Below are 25,209 nucleotides of genomic sequence, written 5' to 3'. Positions count from 1 at the left end.
ATAACGGTGCGACCCGCGTCACGAAAGGACAGCCTAGTGAGTGCTGAAACAGCTGTAGCCGTCAAAAACCCGCCCAAGGGTATTGGTGCCATGGCCGGCGCCATGTTCCTCATGGCCACTTCCTCCATCGGTCCAGGCTTTTTGACCCAGACCTCCGTCTTTACCGTCCAGATGGGCGCGGCCTTCGCCTTCGCCATTTTGTTGAGCATCGTCGTGGATATCGCGATTCAGCTCAACGTGTGGCGTGTCTTGTGCGTCTCCGGCATGCGTGCCAACGAACTGGGCAACACCGTTCTGCCAGGCCTCGGCTGGTTCCTTGCGGTGCTCGTCTTCTTGGGCGGCATCGTCTTCAATATCGGCAACATCGCCGGCACGGGTCTTGGCCTTAACGCGATGCTTGGCATCGATGCCCGAATCGGCGGCGTCATCGCAGCGGCGATTGCCGTCTTCGTCTTCCTGTCCAAGCGCGCCGGCATCGCGCTTGACCGCTTGGTGGCTGCCCTCGGCGCCATCATGATTCTGCTCATGCTCTACGTTGCCATCGTCTCCCAGCCACCAGTAGGCGAGGCGCTCAAAAACACTGTGATGCCAGAAGAGATTGACTTCTTCGTCATCACCACGCTGATCGGCGGTACAGTCGGCGGCTACATCACCTTCGCCGGTGCACACCGCCTCATCGACAGTGGAATGTCTGGTAGCGAGCACATCAAGAACATCACCACTACCTCCGTCATGGGCGTCATCATCACCGGCATCATGCGTGTGCTGCTCTTCCTGGCGGTCCTCGGCGTCGTCAGTACTGGCGTAGCACTGTCTGAGGACAACACCGCGGCAGATGCGTTCCGTCAGGCGGCCGGCGAGTTCGGCCTGCGTGCCTTCGGCGTGGTGCTCTTTGCGGCAGGCCTGTCCTCGGTCATCGGTGCGTCCTATACCTCGATCTCCTTCGTGACCACACAGAAGGTTGCCCCACGTACCCGCAACTTCCTGACCGTTGGTTTCATTGCGGTCTGCACCTTGCTTTTCCTGCTTCTAAACTCCGCTCCGCAGAAGCTGCTGATTTTCGCCGGCGCATTCAACGGCATCATCTTGCCTATCGCGTTTGCGATGGTGATGTGGGTTGCTTACCGACGCCGCGACCTCCTCGGCGATTCCAAGTACCCCACCTGGTTGCTGGTGCTGGGCACCTTGGCCCTGCTCCTAGAGTTCTACATCGGTTTCAACTCTTTCTCCGGAATCATGAAGCTCTGGGCTTAGGGGCCATAGCCGATGTCTTACACAGCGCACCCTTCCTCGATGCAGCCTGCTAACGTACGGGCGCATGCACGGCAGAATCACATGGTGACCACGGCAGGCTTCGCTGACGGCTTCATGCAGGCGAACCTGCTCGCCGTGCCACAGGAAAACGCATTCGACTTCCTGCTGTTTGCCCAACGTAATCCGAAGGCGTGCCCGATTGTGGGCGTATTGGAGGCAGGCCAATACAGCTCGGAACTGCTCGCCGGTGGCGACATCCGCACTGACATTCCGGGCTACCGCATCTTCCGCGACGGTGAGCTGACCGATTCTGTGGAAGACGCCACCGAGTTCTGGACTGAGGACATGGTTGCGTTTCTCATCGGCTGCTCGTTCACTTTTGAGTCAGCGCTGCAGGAAAATGGCATCACGCTGGCCCATATCGAGCAAAGGCGCAACGTCGCGATGTACCGCACGAACATCGCGACTGTGCCGGCAGGCATTTTCAGCGGACCGCTGGTGGTCTCCATGCGGCCGATTCCCGCAGATCAGGTTGCCGACGCCGTGCGCATTACCTCGCGTTACCCGTCGGTGCACGGGGCGCCGGTGCATGTGGGCAACCCTGAGGCTATTGGCATTGAGGATCTTTCGCGGCCTGACTTCGGCGACGCCGTGGACATCCCAGAGTCACATCCCGGTGTTCTGGGCATGCGGCGTGACACCACAAGCAGTGGTGATGAACTCGAAGCCGCGCTTGGCGATTACCCACCAGCCCGGCAAGATGCTCGTCACCGACGCGCGTGACGTGGACTACCAGGTGCCTTAAGCCCGGTCTGCGGCTGCGCTTGCGGCTTCCTCCGCAACTGCTACGACCGGCCGCGCGGTTTGGTTCCATTGGTTGGGTTTCATTGGTTGGGTTTCTTTACGAGTGGCCGGTGCCGGAAAACTCGGCTTACTGGTCCCTTTACCCCACAAAGGGACCCAACCTATGGGACCAAACCGCAATGGGGGCAGGGAAGCCGCCCCGCCAAGCCACCCCAAGCTAGATGACCGCGAGCATCTTCTCGCAGGTGCGCAGCAGGCTGTCGTGCAAGAGCGCGGCAGCTTCTTCGCGTTTTCCTTCGGCAACGAGCTGGGACAAGCGAATGTTTCCCTCAATGTGCTCAGCATGCAAGGTGGGGTAACGCGGGATGACGAGCAAGAAGCTCAGCCGCATCCGTGCGAGCAGGTTGTTCATCTGCTCGTTAAGCGTCGGGGATTTAAGCGACGCCACCAGCGTGCGGTGAAAACGCTGGTTGATGTTGGATACTTCTTGGTCCTCACCGCGTTCCTGCGCGGCGCGAGCAGAAGTGACAAGCTCAATCAACGCTGCTGGGTCGGCGAATTCGCCCCACAGCACACCGGAGGGCTCGATAGCGGCACGTGCGATGAACAGGTCACGCACGTAATCGGCATCCGGCGTCGCAATGAAGACGCCTCGGTTAGGGATGCGCTCCACGAGGCGCTGCGCAGCGAGCTCGGTGAAGGCCTCGCGGAGAGTATTGCGGGAACAAGAGAAGCGCTCAGCGGCTTTCACCTCGCTGAGCTGTTGGCCAGGCATGAACTCGCCGGCCGAGATGCCATCGCGAATTTTCGACGCCACGGACTGAGAAAGCATGCCAGACAGCTTAACTCATTGGGCGCGGAGGCCGCTCGAAAAAGAAGGTCACGGCCACTAGTCGATAGTCGCGATAACCTTCGACGGATCCAAGCGGTCGCCTTCCTTGGCCAACAGCTTGATGGTGCCGCCGCGTGGAGCCTTTACAACAGATTCCATCTTCATAGCCTCGATGGTGGCGATGTCATCGCCTTCTTCGACGGTGTCGCCGTCGGCAACGTTCCAGGCCACGAGGTTGGCGTCGTAAGGCGCGGTGACAGCACCCTCCGTGCTGTCGCCCTCACCGGCAGATTCTGCGTTGCCTGCCGCGCCAGATGGTGCAGCGCCGGCAGCCACACCGGAAAGCAGACGCTCTGGCAGACCAACGCTAACCAGCTTGCCGTCGATTTCGATGGCCACCTGGGTGCGCTTGGCATAGATGGCTTCCACCGGCGCGATGTGGCTCGTAGCCTCTGCAGAAGGGCGGTAGTTGTGGTCCAACCAGTCGGTGTAGATACCGGCTTGTGCCTCAGCATCGCCGTGATCGGCCAAGACCTGGGAGGAGACCATGTCGCGGTGGAAAGGCAGGACGGTGCGCACGCCTTCGATATCGAACTCCTCGAGCGCGTGCTTTGCACGAGCCAGGGCGATCTCACGAGTTGGGCCCCACACCAGCAGCTTGGCAATCAGTGAGTCGTAGTATGGCGGCACGATGGAGCCGGAGCGTACGCCGGCGTCAACGCGAATGCCAGGGCCCGTCGGCGGCTCAAAGCGCACGATGGTGCCAGGGCATGGCGCAAAGCCGTTCAGGATGTCCTCGGCGTTGATGCGGAATTCGAAAGCGTGGCCGGTGGATTCCGGATCAGTCGAGATGGAAAGTGGCTCACCCGCTGCGATGCGGAACTGCTCGGCAATGATGTCGACGCCGGTGACCACCTCAGTGACCGGGTGCTCAACCTGCACACGGGTGTTGACCTCGAGGAAGGAGATGGTGCCGTCCTCAGAAACGATGTACTCCACGGTTCCAGCGCCGGTGTAACCCACCTTGGCGCAGATGGCGCGTGCGCCTTCGTGGATGCCCTTGCGCTGTTCGTCACTAAGCGCTGGGGCAGGGGCTTCCTCGATGAGCTTCTGGAAGCGGCGCTGCGTGGAGCAATCGCGGGTGCCAAGCACGGCGACGTTGCCGTGGGTATCGGCGAGGATTTGCGCCTCGACGTGGCGTGGGTGAGTCAGGAACTTCTCCACGTAGCACTCTGCGCGGCCGAAGGCTTCCTTAGCCTCGCGGCCTGCAGAGTTGAAGGCCGCCTCAATGTCTTCCAGGTTTTCCACGACCTTCAGGCCGCGTCCACCGCCACCATATGCAGCCTTGATGGCAATCGGTAGACCGTGCTTTTCAGCGAAGGCCCGGGCCTCCTGCCAGTCATCAATCGGATCCGAGGTGCCCGGTGCCAGAGGAGCGCCGACCTCCTCGGCTACGCGGCGGGCCGCAATCTTGTCACCGAGCAGCTCGATGGATTCTGGGGTTGGGCCAATCCAGGTCAGGCCCGCACTGGCGACGGCGCGGGCAAAGTCAGCGTTTTCAGAAAGGAAGCCATAGCCCGGGTGGATGGCATCGGCGCCGGCGCGAACCGCAATGTCCAGCAATGCCGGGACATTCATATAGGTATCGGCCGCGGTGTTGCCGGGCAGGGCGTAGGCCTCGTCGGCCACGCGGGTATGTAGGGCGCCTGCGTCTGCCTCGGAGTAGATGGCGATGGAGCGAATGCCCAGATCACGGGCGGCGCGAGCGATGCGGACGGCGATTTCGCCGCGGTTTGCAATAAGGACTGCAGAAATCATGATTAACCTTTAAATAGTTGTAGCGAGTTCGAAGCGGACCGTGGCTCCCGGTGGAAGCTGTGCGGCGATATCAATGTCTTCTTCGAGGACGGTGGCAATAACGGGGTAGCCGCCGGTGACGGCGTGGTCACGCAGGAAGACTACCGGCTCACCCGATGGCGGAACCTGGACGGAGCCGGCGACCATTCCTTCGCTCGGGAGCTCGCCGGAGCGCGCACGTGACAAGGTCGCATCGTCGCTGGCCCTAAGACGCAGGCCGACGCGGTTGGACTGTGGAGTAACTTCCCATTCGGTATTTAAGAATTTCTCGAGGGATTCCTTGGTGAACCAGTCATCACGCGGGCCCAGCACGCAGCGCAGCACGCCCTCGGTCTGGCCACGGGACCCTTCGGTCACGCGCAGCGGGTTCGTTAGCTGCGCGTCGGTCATGGCGGTAGAACGCGGCAACACGCCGATGATGTCGCCTAGGCGCACCGGCGCCGGGCCCAGCCCGGAGAGCACGTCGGTGGACGCGGAGCTCAACTCGCTATCGGCAACGATGCCGCCGCGGATGGCGATGTACGAGCGCATGCCGTAGGTGGCGGGCTCGACGCGCACGGTGGAACCCGCGGTAACTAGCACGGGTCGCGCGAGGTGCACCGGCATCTCCTCGAGGACCACGCGGGCTTGGGCGCCGGTGACGCAAATGACGGTATCGGTGAGGGCACGCAAGCGAATACCGCCGATGTTTTCCAGCACCGTCGCACCGCGCGGGTTTCCCACCGCGACGTTGGCGGTGGCCGCTGCTGCCTGGTCAGCCGCGCCCGAAGGGGTAACGCCTAAGTTGCCACGGCCCGGGCGGCCTTGGTCCTGGAAGAGGGTGACAAGGCCTGGGTCGATGACTTCCATACGTGGCAGGCGCGCCGGGGTACGGCGGCCAAACGGGGTGGTGGACACGATGTCTGGCAGGGAGCTGACGGCACGGTAGCGCACGCGGTCGCCGGGCTGCACCAGCGCCGGCGGCTGCGCATCCGATTCCCACATCGGGGTCGAGGTGGTGCCTAGCAGCTGCCAGCCGCCGGGGGAGACGCGCGGGTAGACCGCGGAGAAGTTACCGGCGATGCCTACCGCACCATTTGGCACCGCGGTACGCGGGGTAGAGCGACGCGGGATGTCGACGCCGCGGGAGGCATCTGCCGGGGTGCAATACGTAAAGCCTGGGGCAAAGCCGCCGAAGGCAGCAAGCCACTCGGTTGAGGTATGCCAGTCGATAAGCCCCTCGCGAGACATACCGAGTAGGTCGGCAGCTTCGTCCAGATCCGCGCCGTCGTAAAGCACGTCGATCTCCACCAAGCGTGGCTCCTCCACGGAGCGTGCGGAAGGGCGGAAATCCTCCAAGAGCTCGGCGGCGGCATGCGCCGAGTTTGGGGTATTAAAGGTGAGCAATAGGGTAGTCGCTGCGGCAATCGCATCGACTTGGTCTTTCAGTGGCTGCGCAGTAAATGCCTCGTGCCAGGTCATGACCTGGGAAAGATCATCCAACTCCACGAGCAACGCGCGGGTTCCTACGGGGTGAATGTGCATTAGATAAAGCTCCGGATCTCAATGCCACGGGCATCCAGCTCGGCTACCACGCCGCGCAGCATCTCCACGGCGCCCGGGGAGTCACCGTGGGTGCAAACGGACTGCGCATCCACGCTAAGGACGCTGCCGTCGATGGCGGTGATGGCGCCGGTTTCTGCCACCTCGAGAACGCGCCTTACGACGTCGTCTGCCGAGTGCAGCACAGCATTGTCCTGTGTGCGCGAGACCAGGGTGCCGTCGGGGTTGTAGTTGCGGTCGGCGAAGGCCTCGCGGATTACAGTCAGGCCGCGTGCCTCGGCGACCTCGACTGCCACGCCGCCCGGCAGCAGCATGACCGGGATATCTCCAAAGGCCTTGATGCCGTCGATGACTGCCTTGGCCTGGGCCTCGTGGTGAACGATGGCGTTGTACATCGCGCCGTGCGGCTTGACGTAGCTCACGCGAGTGCCGTGTGCGCGGGCCAGCGCTTCAAGCGCGCCGATTTGATAGGTGACTTCGTCCGCCAACTCAGCCGGGTTGTAGTCGATGAAGCGACGGCCGAACGCGGCTGGGTCGTTGTAGCCCACGTGTGCACCAACGACGACGCCCGCCTCTTTGGCTGCGCGGACGGTGCCGGCGATGGAGTGCGGGTCACCCGCGTGGAAGCCGGTGGCGACGTTGGCAGAGGAGACCAGTTTGAGCATCGCTGCGTCGTCTGCGACTGGATTGCCTGCGGTGGTCTCGCCGAGGTCGGCATTGAGATCAATAAAGAGCTGGCTCATACACTCAAATCCCCTTCTGAAATTGTTCAACAATCTATAGGCGGACAGTGTATCGTGCGTCACGCCACTTTGTGAAGTGGGACGCCATTTTTAAGGAAAGGCGGGGGTAGTCACGGCGCGTCGATGTGCGTGACTACCCCCCGATGATGACGGTGGTGGGGTTGGCGGGGGATGCGGCGTCAAGAGTGCGTTCTCTGCAACCGGTGACCGGGCAGGCATAAGGTGAGATCTATGACGCAGCTGTTTGAATCTTTGGAAACGTATCTGGAAAAGACGAAGACGCAGCGTGAGGAGCTTTATAAGTGGTTCCACCAGCACCCGGAGCTCTCGCTGCAGGAAGCCGAAACCAAGGCACGGATTATCAAAGAGCTGGAGGCGCTTGGCGACGTCGAGGTAGTCGACGTCGGAGCCGACGTCGTCGGAATCCTGCGCAACGGCGATGGCCAAACTGTGGCGATGCGTGCCGATTTCGACGGCTTGCCAGTCAAGGAAGACTCCGGTGTTGAGTACGCCTCGACTGCCACTCAGGTCTCCGACAAGACTGGCCAGGAGGTGCCGGTCGGGCACATGTGCGGCCACGACATGCACACCACGTGGCTTTTGACCACCATCTCTTATCTGGCGGAAAACCGCGAGCAGTGGTCCGGCACTTTCGAAGCAGTCTTCCAGCCCGCCGAGGAGATCGCTGAAGGCGGCAAGGACATGGTTGCGGCGGGAATCACGGGCAAGATTCCGGTCCCCGATGTCATGCTGGGCCAGCACGTCATGGGCGCGCTGCCGCTGGGGCATGTTGCGACCAACGAGGGCATTAGCTTCTCCCAGGCTTCCACTGTGAAAGTAACTGTGCGCGGCGTCGGCTCGCATGGTTCCATGCCGGAGAAGGGCGTCGACCCAATCGTGCTTTCGTCCTCAATCATCATGCAGCTGCAGACAATTATCTCCCGTGAGCTACCGGCCAGCGAGCGCGCGGTGGTCTCCGTGGGCACAATCCACGGCGGCACGAAGTCCAACGTGATTCCGGATAAAGTCGTGTTCGAGCTCAATACCCGCTGCTACTCGCAGGAAGTCGAAGACCACATTCATGCCTCGATCGAGCGCATTGTGAACAATCAGGCCGCCGCGGCGGGCGCGCCGGAGCCTTCCTTTGAATACTCCGAACGCTTCCCGGTGCTGGACAATGACCGCGATGTAACTGCCAAGGTCACCGAGTCTATGCAGACCTTGTTGGGGGAGGAGCGCACGGAGACCTTCGCGCCTTTATCGGCCTCTGAGGATTTCCCGGATATCCCGAATGCCTTTGGCACACCGTATTGTTTCTGGGTCGTCGGCGGCTTCTCAGATCCGGAGAATGCACCGGGCAATCACTCTCCGCAGTTCGTCCCTGAGCTGCACCCCACCCTGGAAGCAGGTGCCGAGGCCACGGTTGCTGCGCTTTGCCCTTGGCTGGCGGTTTAAGGAAGCTGCGCTTTTAGATCCGGGTAGGAAGGCTGGGCGCCGCGGCCCAGCGCGGCGAAGGCGCCGACGCAGGCGGCGTGATGGGCGGCGTCGGTAAGCGTGGCCCCTTGTAGGAGCTTCGCCACGAGCGCGCCTGTGAACGCGTCGCCAGCGCCCGTTGTGTCCACCGCTTTGATCTGTGGGGTGGGAATCGGCGTGGTGCCCTCGGCATCCGCCACGATGGCCCCGTGCGGTCCAAGCGTTAACACCACCGCGGCAAAGCCTTCGGCGCGCAGGCATTCTACGAGTTCCTCTGGTTCATCGCCCGGCGTCTGCGCCCCCAGTTGCTTGAGCACCAACCCCGCCTCGTGTTCGTTAACCACGAGTGGGTCTGCCTGTAGGAGCGCCTGCTTATCGACGTCCACCACCGGCGCCAGGTTCACCACCACGCGGGCGCCTACCGCGCGTGCGAGTTCGACCGCCTTCTGGAATCCTGCGGCGGGAATCTCGCCCTGTAGCAGCACCAAGTCCGCCTTGTGCATTGCCCGCGCGTGCTGTTGAACGAACTCAGCGTCTACCCGCGCATTCGCGCCGGGGACCACGACGATGGTGTTCTCGCCATCGGCTGCGACCTCGATTACCGCAAGGCCCGTGGTGGTGGAATCGAGGTGTTCGACGTGGCTGAGATCGACGCCCGATGCTTCTAGCAGTTCCATGGCTGGGCCTGCGTACGCATCATCGCCGACTGCGCCCACGAATGAGACACTGGCGCCTTGGCGTGCCGCAGCTACCGCTTGGTTTGCGCCCTTGCCGCCGGCGAGGATGTCGCCGCCACCGCCTATCAATGTCTCGCCCGGGGTGGGGTGGCGTTCCACGCTAATCATCAAGTCGGCGTTGATCGAGCCGACGACTACGCATCGCGGCTGTTTTGTAGTCATGGAGTTTCCTTTGCGTTTGTGCCTTTTGTGTGCTCCCTTGTGTGGTCCACTCTAAGAGTCCGCGTCCAGGCTTGGGGCGGCGCAAGGGTGCAATTTGCCAAATATTGGGGTGATTTCGGGAAGTTTTGGCGCCTTGTTTGGCAAATTGTGCTGGATTGACCCCGATGGGCGTGCGCAAAACTGGGAAAGCCGCTCCCTATCTTCCAGCCCCTGAGAAGGGAGCTGAAGGAAGATGTGGAGCGGCTTATCTAAGCAGCGGATGCTTGCAGGGCTTAGAAGGTGCCCTTAACCTGCTTGCCGAAGTCGTTGACGGTTGCCTTGCGGGAGTCAACGTTCTGGTCGTTAGCCTGGGAGTTGTCGCCTTCCAGACGGCCAATCTGGGTGACCTCGATGTAGTTGTGGATGCGGCCTTCCTTGGTGTCGCCATCGCCGAAGTCGAGGTTTGCAACGCGAACCTTCTCGCCAGCGTTGATTGGGTTAGCCAGGGTGACCTCGAAGGTGCGGGTGGAGGTCTTCTCGTTGAAGCCCAGGTCACGGATGTGAGCGCCGTTGGAAGAACGTGGGGTGATGAGGCGGTCAACGCCCTTCGGGCCCTTGTCGGTCTTCACGTCAACGCGGTACTGAACTGCAGGGAAGGTGCCGTAGTAACGGTCAGAGCCAACGTTTTCCAGCTGCAGAGCAACGGTGCCTGCGAAACCGGAGTGCTTAGCGCCGGAGGTGGTGAAGAAAGGCTTCAGGTCGAGCTTCTGCTTCTCGTCAGACTTCTCGTCCTTCTTTACCTCTTCGAGCTTTGCCTTGTCAGCTTCCTCTTCCTTCTTAGCTTCAGCCTCGGAAACAGGTGCCTCGGTTACTGGAGCCTCGTTGTCCTTGACAACCTCAGCGTCAGCCTTCGGATCCTTGTCCTCCTGCTTAACCTCTTCGGTGTTCTGTGCGTCCTTGTTAGGAGCGAAGGAGTCAGCGAGGTCGTCGTACAGCTTGACGCGAACCTCGTTCTTGACTGGCTGCAGTGCGGACCAAGCGGTCGGGGTGGACCAGGTACCGTTGGTCTTGCAGTACTGCTGGGTGCCGGTCATGTTCAGAACGCGGAAGCCGTAGGTTGCTTCGCCGGTGTGGTTTGGCGGAACGTCGTAAGGTCCGATGGACTGGCCAGCCTCCCAGGACAGGGAGTAGGAAGCGGAAGCGCCGAGCTTGGTAGCGATCTCGTGGGAGATGCCTGCGGAGCCCTTGGAGTTCTTGCCGGAGACGTCGCCGCCCAAGTTCATGGAGGTGGTGCTGGTGCGGTCGCCGTTGACCTCCAGCTGGATGGACTGAGACTTGGACAGATTCTGCTGCAGCGGAATGTCCTTCTTAGTCTGGTTGGTGGTGGAGATGGTGCCAGCTGGCATGAAGGTGTCAGTTGCCTTGTAGACAACGGTGCGGTGGTCTTCCCATGGGTTGCAGACCGGGCGCGGGTTAAGGACGTTAGCCTTCTTGTGATCTGAGCCGTGGGTGGTGTGGATGATTGGCAGCTTGGCGTTGATGGCCGGAGTCTCTGGGTAGGACTCGGTGATGGTTTCAGCGTTAGCTGCTGGCATCATGAGCGTGCTGCCGGCGATGGCAAGGCCGGCGAACAGGCCGGCGGAGCGACGACGGATAGACATGTTTAGTTCTCCTCGAACGACTGGAGGTGGACGTATTTTTGGCGAGTTACGCACGGCGAATACGTTGGCGGTGCGTGACGAAGACCTACGCTAGCGACTGTTTTTCAGTGACGCACGATAGAGATGTATTGACAATTAAAGATAGAAATTCACATAAGTGTCATGAACGCTGTAAACAGCTTCGGTGGAAAATTAACGCTGACTGGGAATTTTCCAAATTAGGACTACATCGTGCGAAAAGTGTTCTTGTCCGAACGATCACAAACTAAAGTATGATTACTTTCAGGGGTGATCCTTATGTGGAAAATGGCTAAATGGCGGTCCTCGAAAGGCGGAAAATCCGTTTTGCTGGCTCAGCCCCGCGCTTCACCTTGGGATAGCCTGTGCAAATTAATGACTGGGATGTATTGTCACGTGGCTTATCGCGCCCAGTGGTGAGGATAACACCATGCGGGCTTATGTGCTCGGCTAACAGCATTTGGAAACCAGTCAACCTTAATAGTTCAAATGCCATAACCTGAAATCATGAGCGCCAAATCCCCAGAAAACCTCTTGCTTTATCTTTCTGAAGAGCAAGAACGGGCCATCGCCGAGCTATTCGACGACCTCGTTCGGCGTGGCCTGCCACGCCAGAATCAGCGCCCGCACATCACTATTACTTTCGCCCAATCCATGGCCCCCGAGGCAGTGGAACTGGCCGCTGAACTGCTTCCGCCGCTATTGCCAGCAACTTTTCAACGGGTGGGAACCGTAGTATTCGGAACGCGCTCGAAGCAATCAATCGCTTGGCTTCTGGAAACAACCGATGAGTTCGAAGCGGCCGCTCGGGAGATTAGCGCGGCCAATCCTGAATCACGAGGGGCCCGCTGGACCCCGCATATAACGATGGGACTTCGCATCCCGCGCGACGAGGTCGGCCGCTATATCGACGTCCTCGATGCCGCTACGAACGAGGCCACCCGCACCGCTGCACGCAGCGGCGGGCACTTGCTGAAGGAATTTACTGCGGCCCAAGCTGCGTACTGGCGGCCGGCGACTGAGGAATTGCGGGTGCTATGGGGAGATCGAGTAGCGTGACGAGCACCCGCTAAGCGGGGGATTTAGCGTTTAGTTCAAGAACTATTGCGCCGGGGTGGGAACAGCGACTGCATCGCCCACCAGGTCGATGACCTCTTCGCGAGTGCCCGCAGCACGCAGTTGTGCGCGGAAATCTTCCTTCATCAGGCGGCGGGCCAGCTTCGACAGAATCTTGAGGTGCTGATTGCCGGAGCCTTCCGGAACAGCGATCAGGAATACTAGGTCGGTTGCCTCCTCGCCCTCGGCCCACTGAATGCCGGGCTTGGGAAGACGGGCGAAAGCCAAGGTTGGGCGCGTGACCCCTGCAGTGTGGGCGTGCGGGATGGCAACGCCATTGCCGACGCCGGTGGAGTGTTGCTCTTCGCGGGCTAGTGCGGCGTCGACAAGCGCTTCGGCGTCGGAAGCGCGACCGGTGGCTGCGATGGAAGCGACGAGCTCGCGAATGATGTCCTCGCGGTTGGTACCACGCGTGGTCTCAAGCGCGACCGTATCGGGAAGAAGCAGGGCATCGCTATCGCTGGCGCCTTCAGTAGGAGTTGCTTCCGACGCCGCGGCACCCTTCTTGGCGGTGATACCGACGAGCAGGAGGATAAGCGCGGCGTCGACAAGAATGCCGGCCGCCAGGCCGATGATGAATCCGCCAACGTTGTCGACGGCGCCCAGCAGCGCCACGATCGGGCCGCCGTGCATGACGTGATCCTCGACGCCGAGCTGTCCCGCGATGGCGCCCGCGACGGCACCGCCGATGACGTTAGCCGGAATGACCTGCAGCGGACGAGCAGCGGCGAGCGGAATCGCGCCCTCGGTAATTCCGAACATACCCATGAAAAGGGCGGCGATACCGGAATCGCGCTCGGCCTTGTTGAACCAGCTGCGGCGAACCAAGGTGGCGACGCCGACGGCTAGCGGTGGCACGGCAATCGCCGTTGCCGCCATGCCCATCGGTGCCGCGTTGCCAGCCGCGATGAGGCCGCCGCCGAAGAGGAAGGCGGTCTTGTTGAAAGGCCCGCCCATGTCGAAGGCAATCATCGCGCCGATGACAGCGCCGAGTATGAGCACGGAGGAACCCTGCATGCCAGCGAGGTACTCCGTCATTGCCTCGAAGGCAGCGGCGACTGGATGACCGATGATGTAGATGAACGCCAGGCCCACGATAAGCGTGGTGAGAATCGGAATGACAATAATCGGCCAAATCGGCGCGACGTATTTGCCTACCGGAATCTTCTTGATGGCCAGGGCAACATAGCCGGACAAGATACCTGTGATGATGCCGCCAATGAATCCGGCACCCGCATCCGATCCGTAGAGCGAACCCGTCGTGGCGATAAGGCCGGTGATAAGTCCCGGTGCAAGGCCCGGCCTATCCGCAATGCCCACGGCGATGTAGCCGGACAAAATCGGCACCATCAAAGAAAACGCCAGGGCACCTAGCTGATTAATGGTGAACCAGAAGCTGCCTTCCGGAATGGCGATGCCCTCCGGGGTTGGCGTGCCGCCGATGGACAGCGCGACCGCGATGAGCAAACCGCCCGTGACTACGAAGGGGATCATGTGGCTCACGCCATTCATCAGGGATTTATACAGCGTCTGGCCAAAGCCGCGCAGACCCGAATCGGCAGTACCTTCTGTGCGGCCTCCCGCCGGGGTGGCGCTCTCGGCGGAGTCACGCCGGGCCTCAGCTGTAGTTAGCGCCGTTGCCTCCAGTGCACGGCCCAGTAGCTCCTCCGGGCGGCTAATGGCTTCGTCGACGCCGGTAGCTACGAGCCGCTTTCCGACGAAGCGGTCCTTAGCCACCACCGTATCCGCCGCGATGACAACGGCGTCTGCCGCATCGATGTCTGCCTGCGAAAACTTCCCCTCGACTCCGATGGAGCCGTGGGTTTCCACCTTAAGCTCGTAGCCCAGCTTCTGCGCCGCGGCCTCAAGGTTTTCCGCCGCCATGTAGGTATGTGCGATTCCCGTTGGGCAGGCCGTGATGGCAAGCAGCCTCGGCCTTGATTGCGATGTACTCATAACTGTGATCTAACAGGACGGGGAATCGGGAATCTAGCGGCGGTGGTGTTTGGCCTGAGAACCGAAGTGAGGGAAGAGGGAGCTGAATTGCGATAGTGTTTCGGATGTACGTGCTAATTGGAAAAGGGGAGAATGAAGATGATCAAAAAGGGTGACAGATTGGACTTGTCAGGCGTATTCGACGATGTAGGCATTACGCTAAAACGCACTGATGATAAAGATGTCGGCGAATATCAGTACTCAATTCCACTATCTTTCAGTGACGATCCAGCATCTATTGCTGGTGCTGTGGATGTGTCATCTTCCGGCGAAATCTTAGGAGTCGAGCTCGTGATGATTCAACAGGTTATAGCTAATCGACAGCCTGAAAAGGGCGAGTAGCTTCCATTGAATTCAACGCTGAAGGCAGCCTTTGGGTGAGGTCTTGGGGTGCTGCGTTACTTCTGCCGAAAAGCCCGTTAGTGCAACTGATTAGCGTGGTAGGTTGCGTTTATGAATAAGTTCTCTCGTGTTTGTGCTCGTGCTTTGACAGTTGGGCTTTTGTCCCTTGGCGTGGTTAGTGGTGGTGGCGTGGGTGCGACTGCGCCAGAGGCTGCCGCGTTGACGCCGGAGGAGCAGCATCAGTTCCTAGTTGATCCGGTTGGGGCAGTCTTGTGGCAGGGAATCAAGGGTTCCTCTGATGCGCTGAACAGCAATCGCGGTGCGGCGATGGCAGCGTCGTTCTATTCGATGAATTCGCCGGCACCCGGTATCGGCTTGCCTGCCTTTGATCGTTGCGTGCAAGGCGTGGGTTCCTCCACCACGGTTCCCGGAGTCCGTTACGTGGTCGGCGGATTGTGCGCGATGTTGGACCCGGCCGCGCGAGCGGAGATTGAACGTATCAACTTCACCCCGCAGTACTAGGCTTGAAGGCTGTGAACTCTACTAAGGTGAACACGGAACTTGCCCATAAACACGTCATCGTGATGGGAGTGTCCAGCTGCGGGAAATCCACGGTGGGGCAGCTGCTGGGAGGCCAGGTTGGTCTCGCCTTTAGAGACGGCGACGACATGCATCCGGCCACCAACATCGAAAAGATGTCCGCGGGGCACGCGCTTAACGACGCCGACCGCTGGCCCTGGCTCGAAGCAATCGGGCAGTGGATGCAGGGGCAAACCGAAGGCGCCATCGTGGGATGCTCAGCGCTTAAGCGTTCGTACCGGGATCTGATTCGCACCCATGCGCCGGATACATTCTTCGTTCATCTGCACGGCAGCTACGAGCTTTTGCTGGAGCGCATGCAAAACCGTGCAGGCCACTTCATGCCGGTATCGCTTTTGCAATCGCAGTTCGAAACGCTTGAGCCGCTCGATGAGGATGAGCCGGGGATCGTGCTCGACGTAGCACAAAGCCCCGCAGAACTAGCTGCCGAAGCAGCGAGGTATCTGCGGGGCTAGATGCCCTAAACCGTTGTGGCTTGGCTTTCTTGGACTGAGGCTAACTGGGGCTAAAGCGCTGCAGTAATCCCAAAGATAATAAGCACGAAGACGAAGCCGACGAAGGAAACGAGTGCCTGGTTGAGGGTCCACGTGCGCAGCGTGGTTGCCACGTCCATGCCCATGAGGCGGCCGACCAACCAGAAGCCCGAGTCATTGACGTGGCTGCCAAAGACCGAACCCGCGGCGGTGGCAAGCACGATAAGAGCAAGCTGCACCGCAGAGTAGTCTGCTGCTTCCACAGCCGGGACCATGAGCGCTGCTGCAGTAGTAAGAGCCACGGTGGCAGAACCCTGCGCAAGACGTAGCGCGACCGCAATGAGGTAGCAGGCAAGAATGACAGGAATGCCGAGGCCTGCCATCGAATCAGCCAGAGCATCGCCGATTCCAGAAGTGCGTAACACGCCGCCGAACATGCCGCCGGCACCGGTAATCAGCACCACTGAGCAAATCGGCCCCAGGGAAGACTCCATGGTCTTTTCGATCGCCGTCTTATCCATTCCGCGCTTGAATCCGAGCGCAATCATCGCGGCAATCGCCGTGATGAGCAGTGCGATGGGGGTCTGGCCTAGGAAGATGAAGAATTTCACCCAGGTGGCATCGCCCGAAATGTGACCGGCGGAGGAAAGCGCCGACAAGCCGGTGTTGCCAAAGATAAGGAGCATTGGGATAAGAAGAATTCCGATGACCGTCGCCGGTGAAGCTGGCTTTTCCGGAAGCTTTTCATCCGCCACGCGTTCGCCGGTCAAAATATCGCCGACAACGAAGGGGTACTTCTTGCCCAAGTGCAGGCCCAGGCGGTAGCCGGAGAGATACCACGTAGGAAGCGCGACCAGCAGGCCGAAGACCAAAATGAGACCGATGTCAGCGCCATAGAATTCGCTGGCAGCGACAGGACCCGGGTGGGGCGGAAGGTAGATGTGCATTACTGAGAACGCGCCGGCCGCGGGAATACCGTAGGCGAGAACCGGGCCGTTAAGACGCCGCGCCACTGCGAAGATCACCGGCAGCATCACGATTAAGCCAGCGTCGAAGAAGATGGGGAAACCCATAATGAGCGAGGCAACGCCTAGCGCAAACGGTGCTTTATCTTCGCCGAAGAGTTTAACCAGGGCGTCGGCAAGCGATTTAGCGCCACCGGAGGTTTCAACCAAGCGCCCGATCATGGCGCCCAAACCAACCAACAGCGCAACGGAACCAAGCGTTGAACCAAAGCCCTTGGTTAGCGTCGGTACTACGCCTTCAAGAGGGATACCGGCAATAAGCGCAGTCAGGGTAGAAACTATGGTCAACACGATGAATGCGTGAACCTTGAAGTAGATCACCATGACCAGAATCAAGGCAACCGCGGCAGCTGCTATCCCCAGCAGAGGGCCGGTTGTAAGCACCGGCTCCCAGGTTTCCATGACGTCCATGGAACTAATCCTTTCTTAAGTTACGGCCTTGCTGTCAAGCCGTAGTTGTGAGTCAGATTATCATCGGAAATAAGCGTGGATATAACCACTCAAATGTGACTTTCGTACCGTGCAGCTCAAATTGGAACCTAAGCGTCAGCGCTACCTCGAAGGAGGACGATGACGACGATTCCATTTATTTAGGACACCGATCTGGGCCAGGCCGACAGACTCGAGACATGTCGACACATATGATGTGGTGTGCAGCGCAATTGAGTAGCTCAACGCATTGATCCAACAAGCTAGAAGGAAGGCCCCATGGTTGCCCCTAAGCGATACGCCGTCGTTGACTTCGAGACCACAGGCTTTGGCTCGACTGATCGAGTCATCGAGATAGGTGTGGTTCTGTTGGACCACAACCGGGATGTGGAGTCAACGTGGGAGACCTTGGTGCAGCCGCAGCGGGATATTCCGAACTCATTCGTTCACCGCATCACACCGACTGACGTTGTGGATGCGCCCCTTTTCGGCGAAGTCGCAGGGGAATTCTTCGAACTTCTCAACGGGCGCACGGTGGTCGCACACAATGCGCCTTTCGAGGCGCGGTTCTTGAAGAGGGAGTTTTCTAGTTTAGGGGTGGCGTGGCCCAACTACGGGGCGTGGGTGGTTGATACCAAGCGGTTGTTCCAGCAGACGTATCCAGGCGAGGGTGCAACCCTTGAGCACGCCTTGGAAGTTGTTGGGATTACAAACGCCCGTCCGCACTCGGCACTGGCAGATGCACTGGCGACTGCAGAGCTGTTTGCCCGGCTGGTTAGCCAAGGTACTGATGTGGTGATAAGCAGCAGAGCAATTACCCTCCCACCGCAGGAGTTTCCTGCTCGCGGCGCGCTTCTACCTCGCACCGCGTTGGCAGAAGATTTGACGCACAAGCGTGGTGAATGGCTGGTCCGCCTGGCAGATACTGCAGCACCTGAAGGCTCCGGAGATGCGGAGAAGTACAAGAAACTGCTCGCGGCAGCGTTGGTAGATAAGGAACTTTCCAAGTCTGAAATTGTCCAGCTGCAGAACCAAGCGCAGCAGGAGGGGCTCACCAGCAATGACGTGATGAGTATTCATGAAGAATTCATCCGGCAGCTCGCCGTGGAGGTTTGGCTTGATGGTGAGGTGACAGAGGAAGAACGTGCCACGCTGCTGTTGCTCAACGAGCAGCTGGGGCTGCCTGCCGATACCGCCGAGGCACTCCTTGCGGCACCACAGCGAGGGGAAAATGAACTGGGTATCAGCCTGTCTGCTGGGGACAGAGTGACGTTTACGGGGCAGTTCGATCTTCCCCGAGAAGAATGGGAACGTCGCGCAATGGCAGTAGGGCTAAGTGTCGGCGGCGTGACGAAGAAGTCCGTGCTACTCGTTGCAGCGAACCCTGACTCCATGAGTGGAAAGGCGCGCAAGGCCAGGGAGTACGGCGTCCCAATTATTGGTGAGACGGCTTTTGCTCGTCTGTTGGGCAATATGTCTGGGGGCGGACAACTCGTGGAGCAGGACCTGTCGGCACAGCCTGCTGAACTTGAGCTGACAGAAACCTACGGGATCTTCCCGTGGAGCACTGGCGTTTCTGGCACAAGTGCGCACACTGGCACAAAGGCATTGGCGGTGGAGTGGTGCGCCAAGCACCCAAGACGGAAGCTTTTGGAGCTCTCACCCCAGTTGACGCCGTTTAGTGAGATCGAGGTGCAAAGTTCTTACAAGAGCGGGTACACACAGTGGTTTGCGCGGTTCCCGCAACCGCTGGAGGCAACCGTGGAGGACTTGCGTGATCTTCCAGGAGTAGGCGAACACAAGCTTGTGGCCATGGTGGAAGCCGTGGTTCTTGCAGCCAGTGACAGCGGAAATGCCGCGGTGATCGATAGCATTGGCGCAGCGGAGAACCCTTATGGTGACATCCCCTTGGGGAACAATCCTTTTAGCGATGATGACTCCGCGGGGCGTGCTGCTGAATTTTTGTGTCGAACGTCCGAAGAAATCCGTGCGTTGGACCAAGCCGCGTTGTACATCGGGTGGGCACAGCTAAATGGCGCGGTTGTAGAGGTTGCGTCGTTACCAAGTGCCGTCGCAGCCGAGGTCCCCATAATTACTGCACACCTTGAGCACCAATCCCCAGTGCGGGCTTTGTTCCAACGCGCCGTGGATGAGCTCGATCGAGCCATTGACGGTGATGAACGCAAACGCGGAATCGTTTGCAGCCGGTGGCTTGGTGGGGCGACGTTGGATTCCATCGGCACCGCGTTTGGTCTCACGCGCGAGAGGATCCGTCAGTTGGAGCGACAATTGGCGGAAGATTTTGAGAAGGATAGTGCTCTCTTTAAAGAAGTCGTGGCGGCTGTGGGGAAGCGTGCCCGTCCAATCTTGCCTGTGGATGAGCTCCGAAGGGAGCTACCTGATCTCGTACGAAAGCCAGCAGGGTTTGACGCAACGTTCGGTGAAATTTTCACGGGCATTGGCAAGCAATGGGAAGTTGTTAACGGCTGGTTGGTGTTCAATGGCTTCACTCAGGCCTTGTCAGAGAGGTTAACAACGCTGGCGGACGACCACGGTATTGTTCGGATTGATGAACTCGCCGTGGGCTTAGAAGTTACGCCGGAACGGCTGGAGCAGTACATCGTGACCAACGATGAACTTAAGGTCGCAGTCTTGGACAACTACGTGCTGACAAAGGTCGGCAGCTACCAAGACCGTGCTGTGAGCGTGCTTGCTATAAACGGTGAGCCGATGACTGCAGAGGCGATCATGGATACCCTCGGGGGCGGCAGCCCACGGTCTGCTTCTAATCAATTCTCCATTGACCCTCGTCTGACAAAAGTCTCTGCCGATCAATGGGCGCTGACGGAGTGGGGACACGAGGAATTCAAGAGTATTGCTAGCTGGATCTCTACGCGCCTGGCCGCTAGCACCCGAACTCATACGGTTGTCGATGCCGCAGGCTCCTCGCAGGAAGTCCCTGCGATTGCTTTGAATGAGCTGCTAGCGCAGGCAGAGAGATTGCGAATTTCAGAACTCTCGATCCGCCAATATGCGGCCAATGGAGATTTTGAGACTCGCGACGGCATGGTTATTGCACGAGTGGATGAGTCTGGAAACGTCATGGAGGGCGATATCGCAGATGCCCGCGATGCCTATCTCCGTGACGGCGAGTGGAACCTCTTGCTGACAGTTAACAAGGACCACCTGCGTGGCAGCGGCTTCGCTGTGCCCGCGCCCATTGCTGCGTACTACGGAGTAAAAGTGGGCGAGAGCTGTGCGCTGAGTAGCCGGTTAGGTGAGGAGTTTGTTCGTGTCAATCGTCTTAAGCAAGTCTCGTTGTCAACGATAAAGCGGTTCCTCGACGAGCTCGGTGTCCGCGAGGGCCAGCGGGTGTGGCTCAAGCTGGGCAAAGAAAGGACCTTTGATGTCTCGATCGCACCTGCTGTCCAGCATCATGAGGCTGGGTTGGCTCGCCTCTATGACTTCGTGGGACTTGACGGCACGCTGATGCAGCCTGGTGAATCGACGGAAGATTCGCTAGCTCGAGTTAACGAGATACTGGGACTGAGCCCGCAGGCGCCGCGCCGGCGAACGGTGGCGGTCTTCCGTCATCGCCACCAGGACGAGATCGCTGACCTTATTCAGGAGCTCTAGGGGATTTCATGGAGCAAGGGGGGCTGAAATAACGCAGTCCCGTGCATTGCTTAAGATTAAAAAGGGCGAATTTTTCATTTTAGGCGAGTTTTTGGGGTAGATTAATTACAAAAATCGCGATTTTTAACGTTTAGGCGGTGTAATGCCTGTGGAAAAATACGAACCACTGAAAAAGGTGTTTTATCGTGCTACGAGCGGTGGCAGGGAGCTTGTTGCTGAGCAGCTCCGTGTGCGGCGTTCAAGTCCTGCTGCTTTTACCTGGCCCTATGAGGTGGGCAAGCACGGGCTTTTCTACGTTCACACCCGTGGTCTCGCAGAAAGGGTGGAGCGCGTCTGGCGCCAAGAGGTTCAGATTGCTGCGTTGTGGCAGAAGCTTCCAGTGACGGCTAGGGAACACTATTTTCACGAGCTGGTGGTCGATGAAATAAAGGCGACCAACGATATTGAGAACATTTCCTCCACCCGCAAAGAAGTCGCCGCTGCGGTTGAGGCTGAACGCAGCATGGGAAAGGCGTCGGAAGGCGCGCCAGTGCGACGATTCCGGGAAATGGTGCGGCAATACTTGGCCCTCCCCGGCGAATTTTTGGGGCGAGATGACCTTCCACCATTGGGTTTTCCCTCAAACCTGTCTGAGATTCGCTCGCTGTACGACTCCCTCGTCGGCGAAGAAGTAGACAAAGCCGATGTGCCCGATGGCGAGCTCTTCCGAACTGGTGATGTTTCGCTAAACGATGGAGTGCGTGAGCTTCATGCGGGCGCACGGGGCGAGTCCGCCATTCGGGCGCGCCTCGAGGTGATGCTCGATTCTGTTCATGAGTCTCGCGGGGTTCAGCTCTTCGCGGCCTTTGTGGAGCACTTCATGTTTGAACATACCCATCCGTTCTACGACGGCAACGGACGCATGGGGCGATTCCTCCTGAGCATTCGGCTATCACGGCTACTTTCTACCCCGACAGCGTTGTCGCTCTCGGCGGAAATCTTTAGGCAGAAGAGGCGCTACTACGATGCCTTCACTACGGCAGAAGACCCCATGAACTATGGTGAGCTGACTTTCTTTGTCGAGGATATGGCTGCGATGGTCAATGCTGCCCAGGCCCGTTTGTTGTCCTCCCTCGAGGAAAGAAGCGACCGACTGAATAGGCTGGAACAGAGCCTGCGTGCGCTAGAGAGCGAAGGAGCTGCAAGCGAGCTGGCATTGTCAATCGCATTCTTGCTTGGACAGGTCGCGCTTTTTGGTCCACGTGCTGGCCTGAGCTTGGACGAGGTAGCCGGCGTTGTCCGAGTGTCTAAGCAGACCGCGCGTAAAGGGATTGCCGAGCTCGAGAGCATGGGCTACGTCGAGTTCTTGTCGCGGCGCCCGCTCGTTACGGCACTTACCGCGCCGGGATTGACGTGGCTTGGGCTCGTAGAGTGACGAGCCCAGAAATCTTCGCTGCTGAGGTTGGTTACGCCCAAGGACTCGGCGGCTTCATCGAGGGTCTCGAAGATGTTGATGCCGTCGATGACAAGCTGGCCGTCGTCGTTGACCACAGCATCGACAACCCACTCTGGATCCACGGGATCGAGGAGGTCGCCGGCATCGCATGCCAATACATTTGATGTGCCAGCCACTCATCGCCTTGCGAGCGATCTGCAACCAATTCAGGCCAGTAATCGTGTGATGCACGGTCTGCGATGTGAATGTTGGTTGATCAGTCGGTGGGCGCGAAATTCGCGGCTTGGTTAATACGGCTAAAGCGCCAGAAGGCATCAGTGAGTTGTGTGCCGATGATGTGATTGGGAGCGTTTTTGAAAGCCACGGCGTAAAAACTTTCGGCCTGCTCTGCCTGAAGGTGTGCAGTTGCGAATGCGGCTTCCATTCTTGGTTGCGTGATAAAGGCAGCAACGAGTGTTGAGTGGCATGTGCCTAAATCTTCGTCAACGACTAGGTAAACGTTTGCATACCTGGTAATTACTTTAGCTAGGGCTGGTCATATCTTTCGTGGCCGGCAAAGAGTTAAGGTAGGAGGACACGTATGTCCATGCTGAATGCGTTACTCGCAGAAGGTGCAGTTGACCTGCACGGCCGCGCGAGTGACTGGCGTGAGGCTATTGAGTTGGCGGGCGGTTTGCTCGTTGCGGCGGGCAAGACGAGCCCGGCATACACCGAGGCGATGGTGCAGTCGGTGGAAGTAAATGGTCCATACATTGTGGTCGCACCGGGCTTTGCCTTTGCTCATGCGCGGCCGTCGGAAGCAGTGCGCGAAACGGCGTTGTCGTGGGTGCGCTTGGACACTCCAGTGGAGTTTGGCTCCAAGGCCAATGACCCCGTGACTCTTGTCGTAGCACTTGCAGCGAAGGATTCGTCCGAGCATCTGAAGGCTATGAAGGAGCTGGCCGGGCTGCTGGGGAAGAAGGACGTGCGTGCGCGTCTGGATTCTGTAGAAAGCGAAGCTGAGCTGCGCCAGGCGCTTGTGGATGTTGCGAACGGTGGGGCAGGAGCGGCGTCGGCAAGCGCGTCTCTTGCAGCTGATCACAGTGACGCGCGAGAGGGCGCCGAGCACCAGACCGCGGCTGATTCGGTGGCCTCAAAGGGCAAAATCTACACCGTGTGCGGCAATGGCCTGGGCACGTCGTTGTTCCTGAAGAACACGCTGGAGCAGGTCCTTGATGAATGGGGCTGGGGCAAGTACCTCACCGTCGAGGCCACAGACACGATTTCGGCCAAGGGGCGTGCGAAGGAAGCTGATTTCCTGCTGACCTCCGGGGAGATCGCTGCAACGCTCGGCGATGTCGGAGTGCCCGTCCACGTCATCGAAGACTTTACGAACATGTCCGAAATCGATTCTGCTCTGCGCGAGCTTTACGACGTCTAAGGAGCGCTCATGGATGTCCTATTGAACATTGCCAACTTCTTGGTCAATGAAATTCTCTCAGTGCCGGCGTTCCTAATCGGCATCATTACCGCGGTGGGTCTCGCCGCGATGGGCCGTGGCGTGGGCCAGGTCCTCGGCGGCGCCATCAAGGCCACACTCGGCTTCCTTCTGGTGGGCGCGGGTGCCGGCTTGGTCACCTCCTCCCTTGAGCCGCTCGGCGCCATGATCACCGGCGCCACCGGCGCGCAGGGCGTGGTGCCCACCAACGAGGCCATCGTGGGCATTGCCCAAAATCAGTTCGGCTCCCAAGTGGCCTGGATTATGATCCTGGGCTTCGTGGTCTCGCTGATTCTGGCCCGGTTTACCCCGATGAGCTACGTGTTCCTGACCGGCCACCACGTGCTGTTCATGGCCACCTTGCTGACCATGGTCCTTGCACCTGCTGGATACTCTTCGTGGATCGTGGTTGCCTTCGGCGCCGCGTTGCTGGGTATCTTGATGGTCTCCCTGCCTGCCATCGCACACCCGTGGACGCGCCGCATCACCGGCGACGACTCCATCGCAATTGGTCACTTCGGTACCGCCGGCTACCTCGCTGCCGGTGCCGTGGGCAAGGCAGTTGGCGGCAAGGGCGAGAAGATGTCTAAGTCTACGGAGGAGCTCAAGCTTCCCGAAGGCCTGCGCTTCCTGCGTGACTCCATGGTGGCTACCGCACTGTCCATGGCTCTCATGTACATCGTGCTCGCCGTCATGTTCATGGTGCGCGCTGGTACCGAGGAGGCCTTCACTGCATTCGAAGGCGGTGCCACCAACGTGGGTAACTACCTCATGCAGTCCTTTACCCAAGGCCTCCAATTCGGCGTGGCCGTGGCCGTGATCCTCTTCGGCGTGCGCACCATCCTGGGCGAGCTCGTCCCTGCATTCCAGGGCATCGCCGCCAAGGTCGTCCCCGGTGCCATCCCGGCTCTGGACGCGCCTATCGTCTTCCCGTACGCACAAAACGCCGTGCTGGTGGGCTTCATCTTCTCCTTCATCGGCGGCCTCATCGGCCTCGCTGTTCTGGCCGCATGGCTCGGCCCAACATTCGGCGTGGCGCTGATCCTGCCAGGCCTCGTGCCGCACTTCTTCACAGGTGGTGCAGCGGGCGTTTACGCCAACGCAACCGGCGGACGCCGCGGCGCCATTTTCGGTGCGTTTGTTAACGGCCTCATCATCACTTTCCTGCCGGCCTTCCTCCTCGGCGTCCTCGGCTCCTTCGGCGATGCAAACACCACCTTTGGCGACGCCGACTTTGGCTGGTTCGGCCTGCTCCTGGGCTGGTCCTCCAAGGCCGGTGGAGCGTTGGGCCTCGTGCTCATCGCTGTACTTGGCTTAGTCGTCTTGGCCCTGGGCTGGTTCTCTCAGCGCAAGCTTGTGGCCACCAACTGGGACCCCACCCCGTGGCGTGAGCAGCCGGGCGCTGCCACCCCAAAGACTGAGGCATCTGGCGTTAAACCATTAGCCGCTGGCCAGACCGCAGCTTCGAAGAAGTACCCCAAGGTGCTTCCTCCGAAGGGTGCTCCGGTTCCGCCTTCTCGGGGCTAACCTCCAAAGCGCGCAAGGTTCTCCTTGCGCGCTTTTTTGCGCGCCCGTGCACAGGATAAATTGGAGGCCTAACTAGCCGATGTCCACACTGC

Annotated in this window: 20 protein-coding genes and 1 pseudogene; 12 read left to right on the top strand and 9 right to left on the bottom strand. The window is 59.6% G+C overall.

What is annotated here, in order from left to right; genetic code table 11:
- Positions 1–90 precede the first annotated feature (90 nt).
- Positions 91–1,254: an NRAMP family divalent metal transporter gene (locus HMPREF2692_RS04940; protein ID WP_096336535.1), complete on the top strand. Its 1,164-nt coding sequence runs from the start codon at positions 91–93 to the stop codon at positions 1,252–1,254.
- 12 nt (positions 1,255–1,266) lie between these two features.
- Positions 1,267–2,059: pseudogene (locus tag HMPREF2692_RS04935) on the top strand (putative hydro-lyase).
- Between the two features lie 216 nt (positions 2,060–2,275).
- On the opposite strand, the gene HMPREF2692_RS04930 reads toward HMPREF2692_RS04935, so the two are convergent.
- The 4 genes from HMPREF2692_RS04930 to HMPREF2692_RS04915 are packed head-to-tail and all read right to left on the bottom strand — an operon-like array spanning position 2,276 to position 7,032.
- On the bottom strand, positions 2,276–2,890 hold the full coding sequence (locus HMPREF2692_RS04930) for a GntR family transcriptional regulator (protein ID WP_061920869.1): 615 nt from the start codon (positions 2,888–2,890) through the stop codon (positions 2,276–2,278).
- A 57-nt stretch (positions 2,891–2,947) separates the two neighbouring features.
- Complete coding sequence (locus HMPREF2692_RS04925; protein ID WP_061920870.1) at positions 2,948–4,708, bottom strand: acetyl/propionyl/methylcrotonyl-CoA carboxylase subunit alpha; 1,761 nt, start codon at positions 4,706–4,708, stop codon at positions 2,948–2,950.
- A 9-nt stretch (positions 4,709–4,717) separates the two neighbouring features.
- Positions 4,718–6,271, bottom strand: a complete 1,554-nt coding sequence (locus HMPREF2692_RS04920; RefSeq protein WP_070823007.1) for a 5-oxoprolinase subunit B/C family protein — start codon at positions 6,269–6,271, stop codon at positions 4,718–4,720.
- A complete protein-coding gene (locus HMPREF2692_RS04915; RefSeq protein ID WP_070823005.1) occupies positions 6,271–7,032 on the bottom strand; it encodes a LamB/YcsF family protein in 762 nt (253 codons plus the stop codon). The genes HMPREF2692_RS04920 and HMPREF2692_RS04915 overlap by 1 nt, the downstream gene beginning before the upstream one ends.
- Positions 7,033–7,263: 231 nt before the next feature.
- On the opposite strand from HMPREF2692_RS04915, the gene HMPREF2692_RS04910 reads away from it, so the two are divergent.
- On the top strand, positions 7,264–8,487 hold the full coding sequence (locus HMPREF2692_RS04910; protein ID WP_070823002.1) for an amidohydrolase: 1,224 nt from the start codon (positions 7,264–7,266) through the stop codon (positions 8,485–8,487).
- Here HMPREF2692_RS04910 and HMPREF2692_RS04905 read toward each other — a convergent pair.
- Positions 8,484–9,404 (bottom strand): ribokinase, encoded by a 921-nt coding sequence (locus HMPREF2692_RS04905; protein ID WP_061920878.1) that lies wholly within the window; start codon positions 9,402–9,404, stop codon positions 8,484–8,486. The genes HMPREF2692_RS04910 and HMPREF2692_RS04905 overlap by 4 nt on opposite strands.
- Before the next feature lie 272 nt (positions 9,405–9,676).
- On the bottom strand, positions 9,677–11,044 hold the full coding sequence (locus HMPREF2692_RS04900; RefSeq protein ID WP_061920880.1) for a hypothetical protein: 1,368 nt from the start codon (positions 11,042–11,044) through the stop codon (positions 9,677–9,679).
- 525 nt (positions 11,045–11,569) lie between these two features.
- Here HMPREF2692_RS04900 and HMPREF2692_RS04895 point away from each other — a divergent pair.
- Entirely contained in the window at positions 11,570–12,121 is a 552-nt protein-coding gene (locus HMPREF2692_RS04895) for a hypothetical protein (protein WP_061920882.1), read from the top strand.
- A gap of 42 nt (positions 12,122–12,163) precedes the next feature.
- Here HMPREF2692_RS04895 and HMPREF2692_RS04890 read toward each other — a convergent pair whose 3' ends face one another.
- A complete protein-coding gene (locus HMPREF2692_RS04890; RefSeq protein ID WP_061920884.1) occupies positions 12,164–14,134 on the bottom strand; it encodes a fructose-specific PTS transporter subunit EIIC in 1,971 nt (656 codons plus the stop codon).
- Between the two features lie 132 nt (positions 14,135–14,266).
- Between HMPREF2692_RS04890 and HMPREF2692_RS04885 the strand changes: the two genes are divergently transcribed.
- The 3 genes from HMPREF2692_RS04885 (at position 14,267) to HMPREF2692_RS04875 (ending at position 15,570) form a co-directional block, all read left to right on the top strand.
- Positions 14,267–14,515, top strand: coding sequence for a hypothetical protein (locus HMPREF2692_RS04885; protein WP_070822999.1), 249 nt, complete (start codon positions 14,267–14,269; stop codon positions 14,513–14,515).
- 111 nt (positions 14,516–14,626) lie between these two features.
- Entirely contained in the window at positions 14,627–15,037 is a 411-nt protein-coding gene (locus HMPREF2692_RS04880; protein ID WP_223197716.1) for a hypothetical protein, read from the top strand.
- A gap of 62 nt (positions 15,038–15,099) precedes the next feature.
- Positions 15,100–15,570 (top strand): gluconokinase, encoded by a 471-nt coding sequence (locus HMPREF2692_RS04875; protein WP_070432438.1) that lies wholly within the window; start codon positions 15,100–15,102, stop codon positions 15,568–15,570.
- Between the two features lie 50 nt (positions 15,571–15,620).
- Here the strand turns inward: HMPREF2692_RS04875 and HMPREF2692_RS04870 are convergent, their stop codons facing one another.
- Positions 15,621–17,015, bottom strand: coding sequence for a GntP family permease (locus HMPREF2692_RS04870; protein WP_062044349.1), 1,395 nt, complete (start codon positions 17,013–17,015; stop codon positions 15,621–15,623).
- Between the two features lie 306 nt (positions 17,016–17,321).
- On the opposite strand from HMPREF2692_RS04870, the gene HMPREF2692_RS04865 reads away from it, so the two are divergent.
- The 3 genes from HMPREF2692_RS04865 to HMPREF2692_RS13235 all read left to right on the top strand — a co-directional run bounded on the left by HMPREF2692_RS04865 (position 17,322) and on the right by HMPREF2692_RS13235 (position 22,277).
- The gene (locus HMPREF2692_RS04865) at positions 17,322–20,678 is read left to right on the top strand and encodes an exonuclease domain-containing protein (RefSeq protein ID WP_061920889.1); all 3,357 of its coding nucleotides are present in this window, start codon (positions 17,322–17,324) and stop codon (positions 20,676–20,678) included.
- 229 nt (positions 20,679–20,907) lie between these two features.
- A complete protein-coding gene (locus tag HMPREF2692_RS04860) occupies positions 20,908–22,092 on the top strand; it encodes a Fic family protein (protein ID WP_235591005.1) in 1,185 nt (394 codons plus the stop codon).
- The gene (locus tag HMPREF2692_RS13235; protein ID WP_061920893.1) at positions 22,089–22,277 is read left to right on the top strand and encodes a hypothetical protein; all 189 of its coding nucleotides are present in this window, start codon (positions 22,089–22,091) and stop codon (positions 22,275–22,277) included. Before HMPREF2692_RS04860 ends, HMPREF2692_RS13235 begins: the two co-directional genes overlap by 4 nt.
- Positions 22,278–22,369: 92 nt before the next feature.
- On the opposite strand, the gene HMPREF2692_RS13230 is transcribed toward HMPREF2692_RS13235, so the two are convergent.
- Positions 22,370–22,537 carry a hypothetical protein gene (locus HMPREF2692_RS13230; protein ID WP_201040651.1) on the bottom strand — a complete coding sequence of 56 codons (168 nt, stop codon included), beginning with the start codon at positions 22,535–22,537 and terminating at the stop codon, positions 22,370–22,372.
- Positions 22,538–22,693: 156 nt separating this feature from the next.
- Between HMPREF2692_RS13230 and HMPREF2692_RS04850 the strand changes: the two genes are divergently transcribed.
- Together HMPREF2692_RS04850 and HMPREF2692_RS04845 are read left to right on the top strand one after the other, a co-directional pair.
- Complete coding sequence (locus HMPREF2692_RS04850; protein WP_070822996.1) at positions 22,694–23,533, top strand: PTS sugar transporter subunit IIAB; 840 nt, start codon at positions 22,694–22,696, stop codon at positions 23,531–23,533.
- 9 nt (positions 23,534–23,542) lie between these two features.
- Positions 23,543–25,117 carry a PTS ascorbate transporter subunit IIC gene (locus HMPREF2692_RS04845; RefSeq protein WP_070822993.1) on the top strand — a complete coding sequence of 525 codons (1,575 nt, stop codon included), beginning with the start codon at positions 23,543–23,545 and terminating at the stop codon, positions 25,115–25,117.
- The last annotated feature ends 92 nt before the right edge of the window (positions 25,118–25,209 follow it).

The sequence above is a fragment of the Corynebacterium sp. HMSC036D03 genome, from assembly GCF_001836185.1.
GTDB lineage: Bacteria > Actinomycetota > Actinomycetes > Mycobacteriales > Mycobacteriaceae > Corynebacterium > Corynebacterium simulans.
Note: the sequence above shows the minus strand (reverse complement) of the source record. Positions and strands in the feature narration are given on the sequence as shown.

Bases quoted from the DNA above. Each gene is read 5' to 3' on its own strand.
- HMPREF2692_RS04870 (WP_062044349.1), bottom strand. From the start codon at position 17,015: ATGGAAACCTGGGAGCCGGTGCTTACAACCGGCCCTCTGCTGGGGATA.
- HMPREF2692_RS04895 (WP_061920882.1), top strand. From the start codon at position 11,570: ATGAGCGCCAAATCCCCAGAAAACCTCTTGCTTTATCTTTCTGAAGAG.
- HMPREF2692_RS04865 (WP_061920889.1), top strand. From the start codon at position 17,322: ATGGTTGCCCCTAAGCGATACGCCGTCGTTGACTTCGAGACCACAGGC.
- HMPREF2692_RS04845 (WP_070822993.1), top strand. From the start codon at position 23,543: ATGGATGTCCTATTGAACATTGCCAACTTCTTGGTCAATGAAATTCTC.
- HMPREF2692_RS04930 (WP_061920869.1), bottom strand. From the start codon at position 2,890: ATGCTTTCTCAGTCCGTGGCGTCGAAAATTCGCGATGGCATCTCGGCC.
- HMPREF2692_RS04890 (WP_061920884.1), bottom strand. From the start codon at position 14,134: ATGAGTACATCGCAATCAAGGCCGAGGCTGCTTGCCATCACGGCCTGC.
- HMPREF2692_RS04910 (WP_070823002.1), top strand. From the start codon at position 7,264: ATGACGCAGCTGTTTGAATCTTTGGAAACGTATCTGGAAAAGACGAAG.
- HMPREF2692_RS04880 (WP_223197716.1), top strand. From the start codon at position 14,627: ATGAATAAGTTCTCTCGTGTTTGTGCTCGTGCTTTGACAGTTGGGCTT.
- HMPREF2692_RS04850 (WP_070822996.1), top strand. From the start codon at position 22,694: ATGTCCATGCTGAATGCGTTACTCGCAGAAGGTGCAGTTGACCTGCAC.
- HMPREF2692_RS04920 (WP_070823007.1), bottom strand. From the start codon at position 6,271: ATGCACATTCACCCCGTAGGAACCCGCGCGTTGCTCGTGGAGTTGGAT.
- HMPREF2692_RS04875 (WP_070432438.1), top strand. From the start codon at position 15,100: ATGGGAGTGTCCAGCTGCGGGAAATCCACGGTGGGGCAGCTGCTGGGA.
- HMPREF2692_RS13230 (WP_201040651.1), bottom strand. From the start codon at position 22,537: ATGGAAGCCGCATTCGCAACTGCACACCTTCAGGCAGAGCAGGCCGAA.
- HMPREF2692_RS04885 (WP_070822999.1), top strand. From the start codon at position 14,267: ATGAAGATGATCAAAAAGGGTGACAGATTGGACTTGTCAGGCGTATTC.
- HMPREF2692_RS04900 (WP_061920880.1), bottom strand. From the start codon at position 11,044: ATGTCTATCCGTCGTCGCTCCGCCGGCCTGTTCGCCGGCCTTGCCATC.
- HMPREF2692_RS04915 (WP_070823005.1), bottom strand. From the start codon at position 7,032: ATGAGCCAGCTCTTTATTGATCTCAATGCCGACCTCGGCGAGACCACC.
- HMPREF2692_RS04940 (WP_096336535.1), top strand. From the start codon at position 91: ATGGCCGGCGCCATGTTCCTCATGGCCACTTCCTCCATCGGTCCAGGC.
- HMPREF2692_RS04925 (WP_061920870.1), bottom strand. From the start codon at position 4,708: ATGATTTCTGCAGTCCTTATTGCAAACCGCGGCGAAATCGCCGTCCGC.
- HMPREF2692_RS04905 (WP_061920878.1), bottom strand. From the start codon at position 9,404: ATGACTACAAAACAGCCGCGATGCGTAGTCGTCGGCTCGATCAACGCC.